We start from the raw sequence: 16800 nt of genomic DNA, 5'->3' as shown, positions 1-16800 counted from the left end.
GTGAAAAAGGGACCGAAAGGTCCCTTTTTTGTAGGTCAGTTTTTGTAGGTCGGGTAAGCGAAGCGCCACCCGACACGACTGTCGACTCAGAACGTCTCCCAGTTGTCCCCGCTATCTGCAACCGCCGGACGTAGTGCAGCCGGTTTTACCGCTGCGGAGTTCTGCGGTTGAGTACGCCCCTGTGTCTTGCTGCTCAACCGAAACGCGCCGACCGCCTCGGTCAGACGCGCGCCCTGTTCTTCCAGAGACGCCGCCGCCGCGGAGGCTTCCTCCACCAGCGAGGCGTTCTGCTGGGTCACTTTATCCATCTCGGAAATCGCCTGGCTCACCTGCACGATACCGCGGCTCTGCTCATCGGACGCTGCGGCAATCTCCAGCATGATGTCGGTCACGCGTTTAACCGCTTCGACGATTTCATTCATGGTGTTACCGGCGGCGACAACCTCGCCGGAACCCTGGTCGATCAGCGATACCGATTCGTTGATCAGGCTTTCGATCTCTTTTGCGGCATTCGCACTGCGGCTTGCCAGAGTGCGCACTTCACTTGCCACCACAGCAAATCCGCGCCCCTGCTCGCCCGCCCGCGCCGCTTCTACCGCCGCGTTAAGCGCCAGGATATTGGTCTGGAAGGCAATGCTGTTAATCACGGCGGTGATTTCAGAGATCTTCTTCGAGCTGCTGGAGATATTGCCCATGGTTTTCACCACGCCGGAAACCATCTGACCGCCGCGGGTGGCTTTCCCGGAGGCATCTTCCGCCAGCTTGCTGGCATGATGGGCGTTATCGGCGTTCTGCTTCACCGTCGCGGTCAGCTGTTCCATGCTGGCGGCGGTTTGCTCGATGGCGGCAGCCTGCTGCTCGGTGCGGGAAGAGAGATCGGTGTTACCGGCAGAGATCTCGCTGGTGCCGCGGTAAATCTCCTCCGCCCCCTGACGCACGGTGCCGACCGTTTTTTCAAGCGAGTGCTGCATGGTTTGCAGATCGCGCGTCAGGCGGCCAATCTCGCTGCGCCCGGCCACGTCGTCCGGCATCGTCAGGTCGCCCTTAGCGATATTCTCGATACGTTTCGCTGCACGCTGCAGCGGATTGATTACCGTGCGGCGCAGCACGACAAAGGTCATCGCCGTCAGCACCAGCGCCAGCGCAAACGCGCCCACCATAAACATCAGGCCCAGCTGCGTGCGGCTGTGCGCCTGCGCCGTTAGCGCATTGGCACGGTCGGTACGGATTTTAATTGCCTTCAGCAGTACGGCGTTGTAAGCGTCGTCCAGCGGACGCGCCGTTTCGTTTTCATGGTTGATAATCGCCTCGAACATGCCGTTTTTGGCGAATTTCACCATCGGCTGCATGCCCGCGATATAGGCGTCATACCGGGTCTTAAGCTCCGCATCCAGCGCTGCGCCCTCGGCGGTACGCACGGCGCGATTCATGTAGGCGGTAAAGCTATCCTGAGACTGCTTAATGCGTGTTTCCGCCTCGCTGATGTTCTGCTTCATCGCATCCATCTCCGCGATTCGGCTTGCCGCACCGGCGTGGATCAGATTAATACGCGCGGTTCGAAGATGGTTTGAGCTGTTCGACAGCCCCATACGCACCTGAATTTCGGATGTGACATCCTGCTGATCGTTATCGGCCTGCAGCAGGAAATACCCTGCCAGACCCGAGCTCAAGGCAAACAGAAGAATAATGCCACCGAGAATGGAGGAAAACAGCGGAACCAGCCTGATGTGATGCAAGAAGCCCAGCTTGCGCTGCGCCAGCATCGAAGTAGTGTTGTCCATGACCGTCGACTCTCTTGTAGGTAAGATGCGTAAAAACACGCCTGTTAAATAGTCATCGGCACGGCAGAGATTTAGATTACGGCTAAAAACGCCGCACTGGTCACACTTTAGAGAAGATTATTAAAGAAACGCCAGCGGCGAAAAACCGCTGGCAGAAGAGTTACTTGTCGCCGAAATGGATAACGGTACGGATGGATTTTCCTTCGTGCATCAAATCGAACGCCTCGTTAATCTGCTCCAGCGGTAAGCGGTGGGTAATGAACGGATCGAGCTGAATCTTGCCGACCATCGCATCTTCAACCATACCCGGAAGCTGGGTACGCCCCTTCACGCCGCCAAACGCGGAACCGCGCCATACGCGACCGGTGACCAGCTGGAATGGACGGGTTTTAATTTCCTGGCCCGCTCCGGCCACGCCAATAATGATGCTCTCGCCCCAGCCTTTGTGGCAGCATTCCAGCGCGGAACGCATCACGTTGACGTTGCCGATACACTCGAAGCTGAAGTCCACGCCGCCGTCGGTCATCTCAACGATGACGTCCTGAATCGGCTTCTCGTGATCTTTCGGGTTCACGAAATCGGTCGCGCCCATTTCACCTGCCAGCCTGAATTTCTCCGGGTTGGTGTCGACCGCGATGATACGACCGGCTTTCGCCTGAACCGCCCCCTGAATCACCGCCAGACCAATGCCGCCGAGACCGAACACCGCCACGGTATCGCCCTCTTTAACTTTTGCCGTGTTGTGCACCGCGCCGATGCCGGTGGTTACGCCGCAGCCCAGCAGGCAGACTTTGTCCAGCGGCGCCTGCGGGTTCACCTTCGCCAGCGAGATCTCCGCGCAAACGGTGTATTCGCTGAAGGTGCTGGTGCCCATGTAGTGATAAACCGGCTCGCCGTTATACGAGAAACGGGAAGTACCGTCCGGCATCAGCCCTTTCCCCTGAGTGGCGCGCACCGCCTGGCAGAGGTTAGTTTTGCCGGATTTACAGAACTTACACTCGCCGCATTCCGCGGTGTACAGCGGGATCACATGATCCCCTGGCTTCAGGCTGGTCACGCCCTCGCCCACTTCCACCACAATCCCGCCGCCTTCATGGCCGAGTACCGCCGGGAAAACGCCTTCCGGGTCGTCGCCCGAGAGCGTAAACGCATCGGTATGACATACGCCGGTATGGGTAATTTTGATCAGCACTTCACCTTTCTTTGGCGGTGCCACGTCAATTTCAACGATTTTGAGCGGCTGGCCGGGGCCAAATGCAACTGCAGCGCGAGATTTCATATGTCTTCCCTTCTTGTCAGGTATGTGGATTTATTTTAGATAAGAGCGCAGTAAATGGCCGACTTCCGCCATGCGTACGGCACGCTGATCCGGCGTGGTTTCCCCCGCTACCAGCTCATCTTTTAGGTGAATCTCAACCATTTCGCCCATCAGGCCATTGGCAGCCCCGCGCACGGCGGCAATTTGCTGCAGGATGGCCAGACAGGGATCGCCCGACTCCAGCGCGCGTTCAAGGGCATCAACCTGGCCCCGAATGCGCCGGACGCGGGTAAGAATACGTTTTTTATCTTCGGGTGAATGCGGCATACGCCCTCCTGATACTATAGGGGGGTATGGTACCTATTTTATCCTTGATATGTAAACACTCTGTTTTTTATGGTTAATGCGCATTTCGTTAACGTTACGTATTACTCCGGCAGCGCTATACCTGAAATCTCAGTACAAATATCAATGAGACGATCCTGCAATGCCGCATTGAGAGCCTGTGGATTAGCGGCCATGCGCTTCATGTGGTAGAAATATTTGCCCGTCACATCAGCCGCAGAATCATGGCTGGCTGCGAGCCATGCCTGAGTGAGATGTGCCAGGTCCATATCGTCCGGAGCGTGCGGCCCACCCATTTTTGTCGGCACCCAGCCAGGCTCCAGGCTGTTGATCCGCACGTTACGCCAGCGACGCGCCAGAGCAAAAGCCAGCATAGCGTCATGTAATTTGCTCTCAGCATAGGCGTCAGCACCATTCCAGCGACGTTTTTGCCAGAGAATATCATCCAGGTTTGCCCGGGCATGATGATGCATACCCGAACTCAGATAGACGAGGCGCTGCGGACGTTCAATCAACGCGGTAAGTATGTAAGCCGAGAGCGTGTTGATCGCGAAAACATGCGGCAGCCCGTCGCGGGTCACGCGATAGGCTTCGTTGTAGCCAACGGCAGCATTGTGGATCACGGCATCGAAATGCCCCAGGTCGTTGACGCATAAAGCCGTTTCCTGGCACCGGCAATGGTCTCCAGGTCACCTACAACGACGGCTTCAGCCTGGGGTAAGGCGCGCAGGGCATCTTCAGCACGGTTGGCATTACGCGCGTGCAATACAACCTGATGTCCTTGTTGAACCAGCAGTTCGGCTGCCATCAGGCCGAGGCCTGTAGACGAACCGGAGATGAAAATGCGTGACATATAATTTCTCCAGATTATTGAACCGACAGCAAGGGCTACCGGCTCGGATGTTTATTCAGGATTGCTGCATGCGAGACGCGCTCGCAATCAGCGCCCCCAGCAGCGCACAGACTGCACCAGACAGATATACAGCGGCATAACTAAACTGACCGGCGATCAGGCCAGCTACAGGCCCGGCGATTCCATAAGCGACATCCAGAAAGGCAACGAATGCGCCCATTGCACTGCCGCGGTTGGCTTGTGGAACGCGTCTTAAGGTTTCAACGCCCAGCGCGGGGAATACCAGCGCACAGCCCAACCCGGTGACCAAAGCGCCGGCAAGCGCCACCCCTTCGTTTGAGCCCAGCCACAACATGGCCTGACCGAGAGCTTCAACCACCAGGGACCATACCGCAACGCGGTAGCCGCCCAGCCGAACTGGCAGATGCCCGAAGGCGAGGCGAACAAAAATAAAACCGAGGCCAAAGGCAGTCATTACCAGTCCAGCGTTCTGCCAGTGATGTGCTGCAAAGTACAATGAGGCAAAAGCGGTAAGCCCGGAAAGCCCGACACCCTGCAGCATCAATCCCAGACCTTCGCGCCAGATGCGCCCTACTACGCGATGGAATGGCAGCCGCGGACCTCCTGGCGATCTATATGATGTAGTACCTAATGCAATCAGCGTGGCCAATAGCGGTGAAGCAATACAGGCAATCATCGCCGTCGCGAGGCTGTAATGCTGATAAAACGCCATTCCAACAGGAGCACCGATTGAAAGTGCCGCAAACATAGCGATGCCAGTCCACGACATAGACATCCCGGCGCGCTGAGGGCCAACGGAGGCAATTGCCCATGACACGCATCCAGTCACGAACTGGCTTTCGCCAAACCCGGCCATCAGACGCCCTGCGATAACAATGCAAAGTGTGGCTGTGGGTGAAAGGTCCGTTGCTGAAGCGACCAGATAGAGTCCTCCAGCCAGCGCCGAAAGGATCGCGCCCTGAAGCGCGGAACATTTGCCGCCCTTCTGGTCGGTAATCCGTCCGGCGTAACCGCGAGTGAGCACCGTTGCCAGGAACTGGATGCCTATTACCAGTCCCACCACGACGTTGCTAAAGCCGAGATGGCCGTGGATGAACAAAGGAATCACCGGCAACGGCAGTCCGACGGCCAGATAGCCAAAAAATAGCGCGGCGATAATGCCCGTTGCCGGGCGGGGAAGAAGCACGGGCAGAGTATTATCCTCCGCTAGCCGCTTTATGACGTGGGCTTCCATCAAATTCTCCTTGATGATACAGGCGTGAGAGAGTTGAACGGTCCGGAGTATCGGGCCGCTCAGTTATCAAGATGCTGTAAAGAGATCGGCGTGATAGCCGCTGGCTTTGAGCAGGTAATCGCGAGAGCGGATGATATCCGCACTCAGCGACGCCAGATCGATGCCCGTTAATTTGCCCGCACGCTTGCGCAGCTGGCCAGCCACCATCACGGTATCCACATCAGACCGTTCAATCGCCTGCACAACAGTGCCGATCGCGTTGGTCACGGGGAAAACGGCGACGCCGTTAGTACGAATCATGATAATGTCGGCCTGCTTTCCTGGCGTAAGGGTCCCAATCTGGTCCTCAAGTCCAGCCGCTCGCGCGCCATTCACAGTTGCCGCCTTAAGGACCGCCTCTGCCGTAATGGGAGATGGCACGTTCTCCTCGCAACGGAAGCGACGGTAGCGCATAGCCGATCGCTGCTGACCGAACAGCGCGTGCATTTCTCCGAACATATCGCTGCCAAACGCCGTATCCAGGTCGATGCCCAGCGCCGGGGTTAAGCCGTTATCAACAGCCTGCTGGTAAGCAAAGGTTTCATCGTCGAAACCAAATAACGCATCCGAACGTGGATTGACCGTGACGTTGACCCGTGCATCGGCCAGCAGCTTCCACGTATCCTGAGGAACTCTTGAGCAGTGATTGAAGATGTTATCCGTGCCCAGTACGCCCGGTCTGGCAAACTCAGGGCCGAGGCTAGCGAGATCGCCGATGAATTCAGTCAGAATGCGCATGTCGAGCTTGTGTGCGATCTCCCACCAGGCAAGATTGAGCTGACCAAACAGACCAACCTGCACAAGGCTGTCGTTTGTATTCCAGCTTCGCGACAGTCGCTCCAAATCGGCAGGCAAATGCGCCGATGAAGCTTCTTTATCCATTGCCGCACCAACCATATGTAACGCACGGATGCCGCTCTCCTTTAGAGCATCTAGTGCTGCATCAGTGTGCTCGGGGCTGCGCGAGTTGTGGCAGGCATCAATAATGGTCGTGATACCAGCGTCCAGTGAGGCAAGTGCCGTGAGCATGGTACTCAGGTACATGTCCAGTGGACGATAGTGTTTGCCCAGTTTCTCTGCGACGACATCAATGTAAGCAAAAAGATCGTCGACGTCCGGCATCATGCGGCGCATAACCCCCAGCCACGCGTGGTGATGGGCATCAATCAGGCCGGGCATAACAATATGATCGGTGGCGTCAATCACATGGGCTTCATCCGCATGCAGATCCGGGCCGACAGCCGCTATCCGGTCGTCCTGCACAAGCACATCGCCCACGGAGAGATTGGGTACGTCAGCATCCAGGGTCAGGATGATGCCGCCTTTAAAAAGTGTGCGCGTCGTTGTCATTTCATGTTCCTCAGGGTTAAGTGGTGCCGTTCGTTGCGCGGTTCGCCAGGGCGACGATCGTGAAAATTGCTCTTCGCAACGAATTGGCTGACACAATAGGTTGCGCGCCATCTTTGATAAAGGTAGCTTTATTCAAATTATATTTGCATAAAGTCAAAGGTGAGCGGGAATGAGTTTTGACGGACGGTTACTGTCAGGATTAAGCGTGTTGGCCGCGGTGGTAGAGGCGGGCAGCTTCAGCCGCGCTGGCGAGGTGCTGGGGCTGTCAGCGTCTGGCGTCAGCAGATCGATAGACAGGCTTGAAGAGAGGCTAGGCGTGCGCTTGCTGAACCGGACTACGCGTACCTTGAACCTGACGAATGAAGGTCGGGCTTTGTATGAGCGCGCCGCGCCACATCTGGAAGGTATCGAAGTTGCAGCAAGCTACGTCTCCGGTGCCGCCGTGGCTGTTCGGGGTACATTAAGGGTCAGCCTTAATCCAATATTTGCCCGACATATTTTGGCGCCGAACCTGCCGCTGTTACGCGAACGTCATCCGGAACTGGAACTGACAGTGGTCCAGCAACCGGACGTCGGGGATTTAGTGACGGAGGGAATTGATGTTGCGGTGCGTTTTGGGCCGCAACTCCCCTCGACTATTACGTCAAAATTGTTGTTAAAGACGCGCGTACTGACGGTAGCATCACCGGCCTATCTGGAACGGCACGGGCGACCGGGGCATCCTGAAGCGTTGAAGAGTCATGAGTGCATCCAGTTTATCGATCCTCGCCGCGGTAAGCCGTTCGAATGGGAATTCCGCCGTGGTCGGGAAGTTCTGACGGTTGAAACCCGTGGCCATCTCACCACAACCGATGTCGATCTGATGGTTCAGTCCTGCGTAAGTAGCGTTGGCATTGCCCAGGTGCTTTCACTCAGCGTTGAACAGCTGATCGCTGACGGAGTGCTGGTCGAAATTTTTCCGGAATGGCCGGGCGAAACCTATCCTCTCTATATCACGCGGCCCTCACGTCGACTTCCTCCCGCCGCAGTCGAAGCCTTTATGGAATTTTGCGCCAGCATTTGCAGCTCCTCCTGAAGCCAGCGCGTTGCGCCCCGCTGGCCGCTGCGTTTATGCGAGTAAATTTTCACTTCAAACGTGCGTATCGAAAACGGTAAAGCAAAAATCCTCAGGTCTGCTGCCCCAACCAGCTTCTCAGCGGCGTAACGAGGGATCGCCATCAGCAGGTCGCTTTCCGCTACGATAAACGGTGCGCTGAGCATTGACGGCGTTTTGATCGCGATTTGCCGGGTATAGCCCAACTGCTCAAGCCGTACGTCAAGAACGCCCTGCTTCTCATTCCATGGGGTCACCACCAGATGTCGGGCCGCGAGATAGTCCTCCAGCGTCAGACGCGTCCGCCGCGCGTTGCTGATGACCACATACTCATCTTCAAACCAGTCGATCTCTTCCAGTTCCGGGTGTCGGATATCATCCTGAGTGCTGAAGCCCAGCGCCAGATCCACCTCGCCCGCCAGCAGTTCCGTCAGCGCCGGACTGTGCGGCAGATAGCGCAATTCAAAGCGTAACCCCGGGGCAGTAAGCTGCAGCCTGTGCATCAGAGCCGGAAAAATGCAAAGCGCGGTAAAGTCCGTTATCGCAATCTGCAGGCTCTCCGTACTGCTGGCCGCATCAAACTCCGGCTGCGGGGTCAGTTCATGATTAAGGAACGAGAGTGCGGAAGCAATCGAAGGTGCGAGCTGAGAGGCATAAACGCTGGGGGACATACGATGCCCTTCGCGGAAAAACAGCGGGTCATTCAGGCTGGCGCGCAGGCGCGACAGCGCATGGCTGAGCGCGGATGTGCTCATCGCCAGCTCGTCAGCGGCCAGCCGAACGGAACGGTGGCGGTAAATCGCGTCGAAAACGGGCAGCAGGTTTAAATCAAGCCGTCTCAGGGCCGGATGCATAATATTCATCATATGTTGATTTCATTGCACTTAATTCTTCGGACAATACTCCGTATGCTTAACGCCATCAATCAGGACGCACGCTAAAAAGCAGGAAAAACAATGAGCATCACCCTTCGTCAGGCACGCCCCGAAGATGCGGCGGCCATTTACGCCATGATTTACGAGCTGGCGGTGTATGAAAAAGCCCCGGAAGAAGTGGTTACCACGCCGGAGGAGATCCGGGAAACGCTCTTTGGTGCAGGCACTAAAACCGAGGCATTGATCGCGGAGTATGAAGGCAAGATCGCCGGCTATGCCGTGTTCTTCACCAGCTATTCAACCTGGCTTGGCCGCAACGGGATTTATATGGAAGACCTTTACGTTTCCCCGGAATATCGCGGTAAAGGCGCGGGAAGAGCGCTGCTGAAACATATTGCTCAGCTCGCGGTAAAACGGCAGTGTGGCCGCCTTGAATGGAGCGTGCTGGACTGGAACCAGCCCGCCATCGATTTTTATCTGAGCATTGGCGCGCTGCCGCAGTCCGAATGGGTGCGATACCGTCTTGACGGAGAAGCGTTGCTCAAATTTGCCGAATAGCGGCACGTCATACCCGAGAAGATCCCGCCCCGCGGGATCGCTCTTTCCTGCGTCGATCCCGTCTCAACAGATTCTGAATTTATGCTACCCTTCCATAAATTTCATAAACATAGTGCAGAACGCCATGACGACAGCCCCTTTTATCCGCCCTCAACTCACCTTGCCAAACGGCGCTGACAAACTGCTGCTGCACTCCTGCTGCGCCCCCTGCTCGGGTGAAGTGATGGAGGCCATCCAGGCGTCGGGCATTGAGTACACCATTTTCTTCTATAACCCCAATATCCATCCGCAAAAGGAATACCTCATTCGTAAAGAGGAGAATATACGCTTTGCGGAAAAACACGGCGTGCCGTTTGTTGATGCCGATTACGACACCGATAACTGGTTTGAACGCGCGAAAGGCATGGAATGGGAACCCGAGCGCGGCGTCCGCTGCACCATGTGCTTCGATATGCGTTTCGAGCGTACGGCGCTCTATGCGGCAGAGAATGGATTCAGCGTCATCAGCAGCTCGCTCGGGATCTCCCGCTGGAAGAACATGCAGCAGATAAACGACTGCGGCCAGCGTGCGGCCGCGCGCTATCCGGGTATGGTTTACTGGGACTATAACTGGCGCAAACAGGGCGGCTCTTCACGCATGATTGAGATCAGCAAGCGGGAACAGTTTTACCAGCAGGAATACTGCGGCTGCGTTTATTCGCTCAGAGACAGTAACCTGCACCGTAAGTCACAGGGCCGCCCGCTGATCCGCATCGGGAAACTGTTTTACGGTCAGGATGACAATGAGAAATAATGGGTTCCGGATATAGAGATATATCCGAAAACCGCCCTTTCAGGTGCCGAATTTAGCCTTGCGTCTCTCGTATCCACAAAGAGCGGCTATCCTTTAATTATCAACAAAAGGAGGCAAAAATGTCTGATTTCGGTACTGATAAAAACACCCAGTTTGCTGAAGATAAAGCAAAAAATAAATTTGATGAACTAGCAGGCTCAGCGCAGCAGCAGTTTGGTGAATTCGTTGATTCACCAAAGCATCAGGTAAAAGGTGCAGCTAAAAAATATGCCGCGCAGGCCAGCGATGCCGTTTCCGATGTAACAGAAGCGGTCAGAAATAATCCCCTCACCGGCCTCGTCGCCGCGGGTGCTGTCGGTATTGTTCTCGGTCTGTTGCTGGGTCGAAAATAACAAAAGCCCCTTCGGGGCTTTATTTTTACCTAACTAAACAATCTTACCATACGGTCTAGCTCTTCCTCTTTCACGGCCCGCGATAAATAATACCCCTGAAAGTTCTTGACGCCCAGCGCGACTAATTTTTCAAACTTTTCTTCACTATCAACCCCCTCGGCAATACAGTCCGTTCCGGTCATATCGCTATAAAGCTGTATCGCTTTAATCAGGTTATAGTCATTGTCGTTTGCCACAAAATGCTCAACGATGTCCCGATCCAGCTTAAGTCCATCAAAATGCACCTGGCGAACCGGGAACATGGTTTGATGATTTGAGAAGCAGTCATCCAGATACAATCGACACCCTGTATTACGTAAATGCCGCATGGTTTCAGGGATCCTTTTGTCCTTCGTTACGTCAATATCCTCTGCAAATTCAAAGACCAGCTTTTCGGCCCACTGCGGTTTGAGCAGCATATCGATGGCTTTGCGTGCCATATCAGGCAATGCATTTCCGGAAGCCAGGCGAGGCGGGATGTTCACAGAAAAATAATATTTCCCGTTATACTTATTAATACCCGAAACGGCGGCATGGATGACTAACGCTGTTATTTTTAACCATATCTCATGATTTGAGATGTCCGTGAGAAAACTGGCTGGCTTGACAATTTTACCATTTTTATTCCAGCGAATAAGTATTTCAAAACCTACGCCCTTTTTGTCACGATCGGTAATAATCTGATAGGCAGGGAAGATCTCTCTTTTAAGTAGCGCATTAAATATTTCTGTTTCCTTATCCGTGAATTCTGTTTTCTGGCGCTGATGTTTAATTCGCCTTTCCGCTTTTAAATTATGCGGATCGTGTAGCCATCGCTTAATTAAGTTTAATTTGAGCACACCCTCCTTCCGATGGGTATAAACCGTTTTATTCGACAACCCCATTCTTTCGCACATTTCTTTTACTGACATACCGCGATAGAAATTTAATAAAACATCAATCTCTCTTTTTGTTAGCCACTTTACGTTTTCCTGGGAAGAGTTATCCCGGTAACGATCGCGTAATAAGTACGAACGGTCCTTAAATACATTATGGTGCGTATGAATAAAGGTTATAATATCTGAAACGCGGGCTATACGAATCAATGATAACTGATAACTATTATTTAAAAGACTGCCCAGGGTGCGATACAGCCAGCCATCCGGTATGTCACCATACAGGGTGACACGTCTAATAACGGGAAGTGTATTGAGCACGGATGCCAGACGCTTCAGGCTTTCCAGGAGATTCACGACCCCCTTACCAAGAAAGACAACGATATGAGCATTTTGATTTATAAGGATATTTTCCATATCCCGCTCGGATATCTCATCCCCCTCAAAGTGCAGATGCGAAGCCTCTATTTCGTACTGGCTTAGGATCAGACGATATCCCTGGAACGTAAAACCGCAGGCTGAAATGACAAATTTTTGTTCATCGCACGCCCCATTTCTGTGAGAAATTTTGTGGGTCATAAACTGCTCCTGGGCACTAACGCACCTTTTCCATTTGTGAATACGTAAAATTTAACGCACCTTTTATAATCATTAATTTTACAATACAGCCACAGGGTACGAAACAATTATCAGCTGAACTCAACGGAACATCTTTGCGTTAATCACCGCGGTTTAAATATACTTTTCTTTTCAAATAACCCCGACAAACATCTCATTCTCAGGGTATAATGAAAATTCCGAAAAAGAAGACTGGATACTTCATCTATCGGTTCATTCAAATACGAGAAAAATGCTATGGATAATCATATCTCATCCAGGGCCTTGCTACATCGAAGGGATGTTATAAAGAGCAATCCGCGATTCGGTGAGGCAATATTAGAGCACTACACAATTAATGACACCATCTACAAAAAACAACCTTTGTTCTACAAGACAATGCTGCAGGAATCACGATTCAATATTATTCTCTCAATGTGTTGCTTTATTTTTGGGAATCAGGCCGAGTCAGTTTCAGAGATTAAAGAGTTATGTTCTCGCTATAAAATAGCCAGCCCTAACAGCGTTATTGCGATCATTACGATACTCAGAACCACCGGGCGCATCAGGACCTGGCGCTGCAAGGAAGACCGGCGTAAAACGAGAATCGCGCCAACTGAAAAAGGTCTCAATGAACTTAAGCGTTATATGTCCGGTGCTTTTTTGCCCGTCAGCATTCTTTACCCAGCATTTAACATTAATGTTAACCTGCTGGATAATGATATTTTGAGAAACAACTTTTTTCGCCGTGCGGCTGAATATCTTTTTCGGGGATTAACGTTCCGAAAGGTGCTGCCAGAAGTGGGATTATTTATCGATAAAGATGGCGGGCGTATGATTATGCTTTATCTTTACCTGCAGGCCATGAAAAACAAATCTGCCCATGGTGCCGTCATTGAATACTCAGCAAGCACGCTAGCAAAAGAATTTTTTGTTTCGCGCATTCACGTCAACCGAATTATTAAATCGGCACAAGAGGCGGGTTATCTTAAAGATCGTGGTGATGGTCGAATGTCGATATACCCGGCGTTTCTCGAACTTGTTGAAAATTATGCCGGATTATATTTTGCGTATGTTACCCATTACATCAACGTCGTACCTAAAGAGCGACGCCACGCTCATAACATGACGTCAACCGTATAATTCACCAGGCGTTCGGAATTCCGAACGCCACTCATCTATCGTTCCCGCAACGCCTCTTTTGCCTTGTTCAGCGGTTTTAACAGATAATCCAGAATGGTTTTGCTGCCGGTTTTAATGTCTACGGTGGCAATCATGCCGGGAAAGACCGGGAACTCCTGACCTTGCTTATTGGTCAGATGGTTACTGTCGGTACGAATATAGACGCGATAGTAGTAAACATCTCTTTTCACCTCATCCTGCAGGGTGTCCGGCGAAATCATGGTCACTTCCCCTTCCAGCCCGCCGTAAATGGAGTAGTCATAGGCCGTCACTTTCACCAGCGCCTTCTGGCCAGGATGAATAAACGCCACATCGCGCGGCGAGATTTTCGCTTCAATCACCATCTGATCGTCAAGCGGAACCAGACTCATCAGCTTGCCGTTCGGCGGGATGACGCCTCCCACGGTCGTGACGTCAATATCCTTCACGATCCCGCGAACCGGGGCATTGAAGGTCAGCCGGGTCAGAGAGTCTTCACGCCCCTTCATCACCGAACGCTGGGCTTCAATCTCCGCATTGGCTTTCGCCAGCTCTTCACGGGCGCGAACGTAATACTGGTTTTTCATCTCGGTGATTTTGTTCTCAAGCTCATTTTTCTGACGCTCAAGACGCAGCACCTCCACCTTGCTGGCCGCTCCCTGTGTCACCAGCGGACGGGTTAACGACAGTTCGCGCTGCACCAGCTCGGCCCCCTGACGCAAACCGGCCAGTCCTTTTTCGAGGCTTTCACGACGGGACTGGTAGAGCGCCGTTTCCTGTTTGACCAGCTCAACGTCGTCATCCAGCTCTTCCGGAAACGCGAGTTCCGTGTCGTTCACCTCGGCCTTCAGGCGCGCCGCCGTTGCCAGCGCCGCATTCAGACGAGACTCGCTCTCCAGCACGCTCGACTCGGTTTTCGTCCGGTCAAGCTGCGCGAGCTGCTGGCCGCGTTCCACAATGTCGCCTTCGCGCACCATCAGGCTGTGGATAATGCCGCCTTCCAGGGACTGAATGACCTGCTCATGCGAAGACGGTATCACCTTACCGCTGCCGGTGGTCACCTCATCCAGATGGAACAGGCTTGCCCAGGCGATAAACACCGCCAGCAGGGCAAACAGCGACCATGCCACCAGGGTAGAGCGCGGCAGGCGAGGCTCCTTCAGCCGGCTATTGAAACGAGACAAATCATTCATGCCGCGCCCTCCTCTGCAACCGCCGCCGGCTTCATGGTCACGGTGCGCTGTGCTGCTTTTTGCGGTGCCATACCGTGCTGGTGCAGGATAGCGTCGCGCGGTCCGTCCATCACCACCTTGCCGTTTTCCAGCACGATGATGCGGTCGACCAGGTCCAGAATCGGCAGGCGATGCGTCGCCACGACCAGCGTCCGGCGTTTACCCAGCCATTTGTGAAGATGCTGAATAAACTGCTTCTCGCTCATTTCGTCCAGCCAGGCGGTAGGTTCGTCCAGCAGCAGGATATTTGGTGAAGTGATCAGGGCACGCGCCAGCAGCAGCGCCTGACGCTGTCCGCCGGAGAGGCCCGTTCCGCCTTCGTTAATGATGGTGTTCAGCCCCATTTTCTGCTTGCGCACAAACTCCAGCGCGCCGCTGTTGACCAGCGCCTGATGAATTTCGTCATCGGTGGCGAGCGGGTTCCCCATCAGGATGTTGTCCCGCACGGAGCCAAAGAACAGCCGGGCCTGCTGGCTCAGCAGCTGCATGTCCCGACGCACGTCGGCCGGGTCGAGGTGATTGAGCGCAATATCGTCCAGCAGAATGCTGCCCTGCTGCGGCTCCTGCATGCCCGCCAGAAGCTGTAACAGCGTGCTTTTCCCGGAACCATTGCGTCCAAGCACCGCCACGCGCTCCCCGGCGCGGATCTGCAGCTTGCTGATGTTGAGCACGGTGAGTTTCTCTTCCTCGTCGTAGTAAAACCCAACGTCCTCAAGCGAATAGTCGCCGCGCAGGTGGGCCTTGTGCACCTTCTTGCCGTGCTGCGGATCGTCAATCGGACGCTGCATCAGATCGTCCAGCCCCTTGCGGGCCACTTTCGCCGACTGCCAGCGCGAGAGCACGCCTGAGATCTGCGACAGCGGCGCAATGGTTCGCGACGCCAGAATCGAGGTCCCGACCAGCGCACCGGTGGTCATATCGCCGCTGATGACCAGATAACATCCCGCCAGCAGCACTACCGCATAAACGATGGACTGCACCTCCTGCGTCCAGGTGAGCAGCAGGCCCGTCAGCCAGCGCTGCTTCATGCCGACGCTGGCGGCGACGTCGTTGGTGTTATTCCACTGGTTCTGGAAACGCTGTTCGGCGCGCATCAGCTTGATGTCTTCAATGCCCTGCACCGCTTCCACCAGCGTGGCGTTTCGGATGGCGGATTCGCGCATCCCTTCGCTGGAGAGTTTCCCCAGCGGGCGCTGTACCAGCAGGCCCGGGATGAGCAGCAGCGGCACGGCGAGCAGAACCACCAGCACCAGCGGACCGCCAATCATCCACAGAATGAAGACGAACAGCAGGAAGAACGGCAGATCGGAAATCGCCGCAATGGTGGTGGAAGTGATCAGCTCGCGCACCGACTCCAGCTCGCGGATCTGCGCGATAAACGATCCGGTTGATTTCGATCGCGCGCCGTTTTTAATCCGCAGCGCGTGGGCAAAAACGCGTTCAGAGATACGCAGGTCGGCGCGCTTGCCCACTACATCAGAAATATGCACCCGCAGCATACGCATGATGAATTCGAACACGATGGCAATCATCACGCCGCCAAACAGCACCCACAGCGTGGCCTCCGACTGCGACGGCACCACCCTGTCGTATACCTGCATGGAGAAGACCATGCCTGAGAGCGCCAGCACGTTAGCCACCAGCGCCACAAGCATAATGTCGCTGTAGCGTCGCCAGTCCTTCAGCGCCAGCTGCCAGAACCAGTTTTTCTCATACGGTTTGATGTAGTCATCCACGCGGGCATCCGGCGTGGATTCAAGCGGGCGCAGTACCATCAGGCCCTTTAACCGCGACCCGATCTCCTCGCGCGTCAGCGTCGTCTCCAGCCCCGCATCGCCGCTGAACTGCAGGCTGACGTTACCTTCGTTGTCCATGCGGTTGATCACCGCAATCTGCCCGCCGGTAAATTCCGCCAGCAGCGGCAGACGCCACGGATCGAGGGATACCGCTTCCGCCGCCACCACACGCATCCCCAGCCCAAGCTGGCGCGCCATCTCCTCCAGCACCAGCTGGCGCGGAGACTGGCTTTCATGGTTAATTGTGACCCGAACATGCTCCGCGGAAAAATCCAGCCGGTAGTGCTTCGCGATGATGAGCATGCCCTGCAGCCAAGGTTCGTACAGTGGATGTGTCTTCATAAGGCTACGTCCTGTCCAGAGCGGTAATTCCGCCCTGAAATGATACCTTTACGGGATGATTAAAAAACGAACGCTTTCTAAACGAGCCCGCAAAATAATCTTGTGAAATATAGGGTTATGACTATTCGTGTAAAGAAATGCCAAAAGGCCGCGGGGATCGCTCCCC

Annotated in this window: 16 protein-coding genes; 5 read left to right on the top strand and 11 right to left on the bottom strand. The window is 54.4% G+C overall.

Annotated elements, in window-relative coordinates:
- Positions 1 to 86 precede the first annotated feature (86 nt).
- From AB3N39_RS10090 to AB3N39_RS10060, 7 genes are all read right to left on the bottom strand, one after another.
- On the bottom strand, positions 87 to 1781 hold the full coding sequence (locus AB3N39_RS10090) for a methyl-accepting chemotaxis protein (RefSeq protein WP_136194841.1): 1695 nt from the start codon (positions 1779 to 1781) through the stop codon (positions 87 to 89).
- Positions 1782 to 1941: 160 nt separating this feature from the next.
- Positions 1942 to 3060, bottom strand: coding sequence for an S-(hydroxymethyl)glutathione dehydrogenase/class III alcohol dehydrogenase (locus AB3N39_RS10085; RefSeq protein ID WP_367897279.1), 1119 nt, complete (start codon positions 3058 to 3060; stop codon positions 1942 to 1944).
- A gap of 30 nt (positions 3061 to 3090) precedes the next feature.
- On the bottom strand, positions 3091 to 3366 hold the full coding sequence (locus AB3N39_RS10080) for a metal/formaldehyde-sensitive transcriptional repressor (RefSeq protein ID WP_021242544.1): 276 nt from the start codon (positions 3364 to 3366) through the stop codon (positions 3091 to 3093).
- A 101-nt stretch (positions 3367 to 3467) separates the two neighbouring features.
- Complete coding sequence (locus AB3N39_RS10075) at positions 3468 to 4007, bottom strand: hypothetical protein (protein ID WP_367897278.1); 540 nt, start codon at positions 4005 to 4007, stop codon at positions 3468 to 3470.
- Positions 4004 to 4237, bottom strand: a complete 234-nt coding sequence (locus tag AB3N39_RS10070; RefSeq protein ID WP_367897277.1) for an SDR family NAD(P)-dependent oxidoreductase — start codon at positions 4235 to 4237, stop codon at positions 4004 to 4006. Before AB3N39_RS10070 ends, AB3N39_RS10075 begins: the two co-directional genes overlap by 4 nt.
- 55 nt (positions 4238 to 4292) lie before the next feature.
- Positions 4293 to 5444, bottom strand: a complete 1152-nt coding sequence (locus AB3N39_RS10065) for an arabinose transporter (protein WP_252092894.1) — start codon at positions 5442 to 5444, stop codon at positions 4293 to 4295.
- A gap of 114 nt (positions 5445 to 5558) precedes the next feature.
- Positions 5559 to 6881 (bottom strand): amidohydrolase family protein, encoded by a 1323-nt coding sequence (locus AB3N39_RS10060; protein WP_367897276.1) that lies wholly within the window; start codon positions 6879 to 6881, stop codon positions 5559 to 5561.
- Positions 6882 to 7050: 169 nt separating this feature from the next.
- Here AB3N39_RS10060 and AB3N39_RS10055 point away from each other — a divergent pair, with 169 nt between their 5' ends.
- Positions 7051 to 7956, top strand: a complete 906-nt coding sequence (locus AB3N39_RS10055; protein ID WP_136194837.1) for a LysR family transcriptional regulator — start codon at positions 7051 to 7053, stop codon at positions 7954 to 7956.
- On the opposite strand, the gene AB3N39_RS10050 is transcribed toward AB3N39_RS10055, so the two are convergent.
- The gene (locus tag AB3N39_RS10050; RefSeq protein ID WP_136194836.1) at positions 7869 to 8840 is read right to left on the bottom strand and encodes a LysR family transcriptional regulator; all 972 of its coding nucleotides are present in this window, start codon (positions 8838 to 8840) and stop codon (positions 7869 to 7871) included. The genes AB3N39_RS10055 and AB3N39_RS10050 overlap by 88 nt on opposite strands.
- A gap of 90 nt (positions 8841 to 8930) precedes the next feature.
- Here AB3N39_RS10050 and AB3N39_RS10045 point away from each other — a divergent pair, with 90 nt between their 5' ends.
- From AB3N39_RS10045 to AB3N39_RS10035, 3 genes are all read left to right on the top strand, one after another.
- Complete coding sequence (locus AB3N39_RS10045) at positions 8931 to 9407, top strand: GNAT family N-acetyltransferase (protein ID WP_047717718.1); 477 nt, start codon at positions 8931 to 8933, stop codon at positions 9405 to 9407.
- A 124-nt stretch (positions 9408 to 9531) separates the two neighbouring features.
- The gene (locus AB3N39_RS10040; RefSeq protein ID WP_008502293.1) at positions 9532 to 10200 is read left to right on the top strand and encodes an epoxyqueuosine reductase QueH; all 669 of its coding nucleotides are present in this window, start codon (positions 9532 to 9534) and stop codon (positions 10198 to 10200) included.
- A 119-nt stretch (positions 10201 to 10319) separates the two neighbouring features.
- Complete coding sequence (locus AB3N39_RS10035; RefSeq protein ID WP_023311651.1) at positions 10320 to 10592, top strand: YqjD family protein; 273 nt, start codon at positions 10320 to 10322, stop codon at positions 10590 to 10592.
- Between the two features lie 29 nt (positions 10593 to 10621).
- Here the strand turns inward: AB3N39_RS10035 and AB3N39_RS10030 are convergent, their stop codons facing one another.
- Positions 10622 to 12085, bottom strand: a complete 1464-nt coding sequence (locus AB3N39_RS10030; protein WP_248174128.1) for an EAL domain-containing protein — start codon at positions 12083 to 12085, stop codon at positions 10622 to 10624.
- Positions 12086 to 12361: 276 nt separating this feature from the next.
- On the opposite strand from AB3N39_RS10030, the gene AB3N39_RS10025 reads away from it, so the two are divergent.
- The gene (locus AB3N39_RS10025) at positions 12362 to 13246 is read left to right on the top strand and encodes a MarR family transcriptional regulator (protein ID WP_367897275.1); all 885 of its coding nucleotides are present in this window, start codon (positions 12362 to 12364) and stop codon (positions 13244 to 13246) included.
- 35 nt (positions 13247 to 13281) lie between these two features.
- On the opposite strand, the gene AB3N39_RS10020 is transcribed toward AB3N39_RS10025, so the two are convergent.
- Both AB3N39_RS10020 and AB3N39_RS10015 read right to left on the bottom strand, forming a co-directional pair.
- On the bottom strand, positions 13282 to 14457 hold the full coding sequence (locus tag AB3N39_RS10020; protein WP_115875014.1) for an HlyD family type I secretion periplasmic adaptor subunit: 1176 nt from the start codon (positions 14455 to 14457) through the stop codon (positions 13282 to 13284).
- Positions 14454 to 16634 (bottom strand): type I secretion system permease/ATPase, encoded by a 2181-nt coding sequence (locus AB3N39_RS10015; RefSeq protein ID WP_367897274.1) that lies wholly within the window; start codon positions 16632 to 16634, stop codon positions 14454 to 14456. The genes AB3N39_RS10020 and AB3N39_RS10015 overlap by 4 nt, the downstream gene beginning before the upstream one ends.
- Between the last annotated feature and the right edge of the window lie 166 nt (positions 16635 to 16800).

This window comes from Enterobacter vonholyi (assembly GCF_040834095.1).
Taxonomy (GTDB): Bacteria; Pseudomonadota; Gammaproteobacteria; order Enterobacterales; family Enterobacteriaceae; genus Enterobacter; species Enterobacter vonholyi.
The sequence above is the reverse complement of the archived record's forward strand: the minus strand, read 5'-3'. Positions and strand labels throughout refer to the sequence as shown.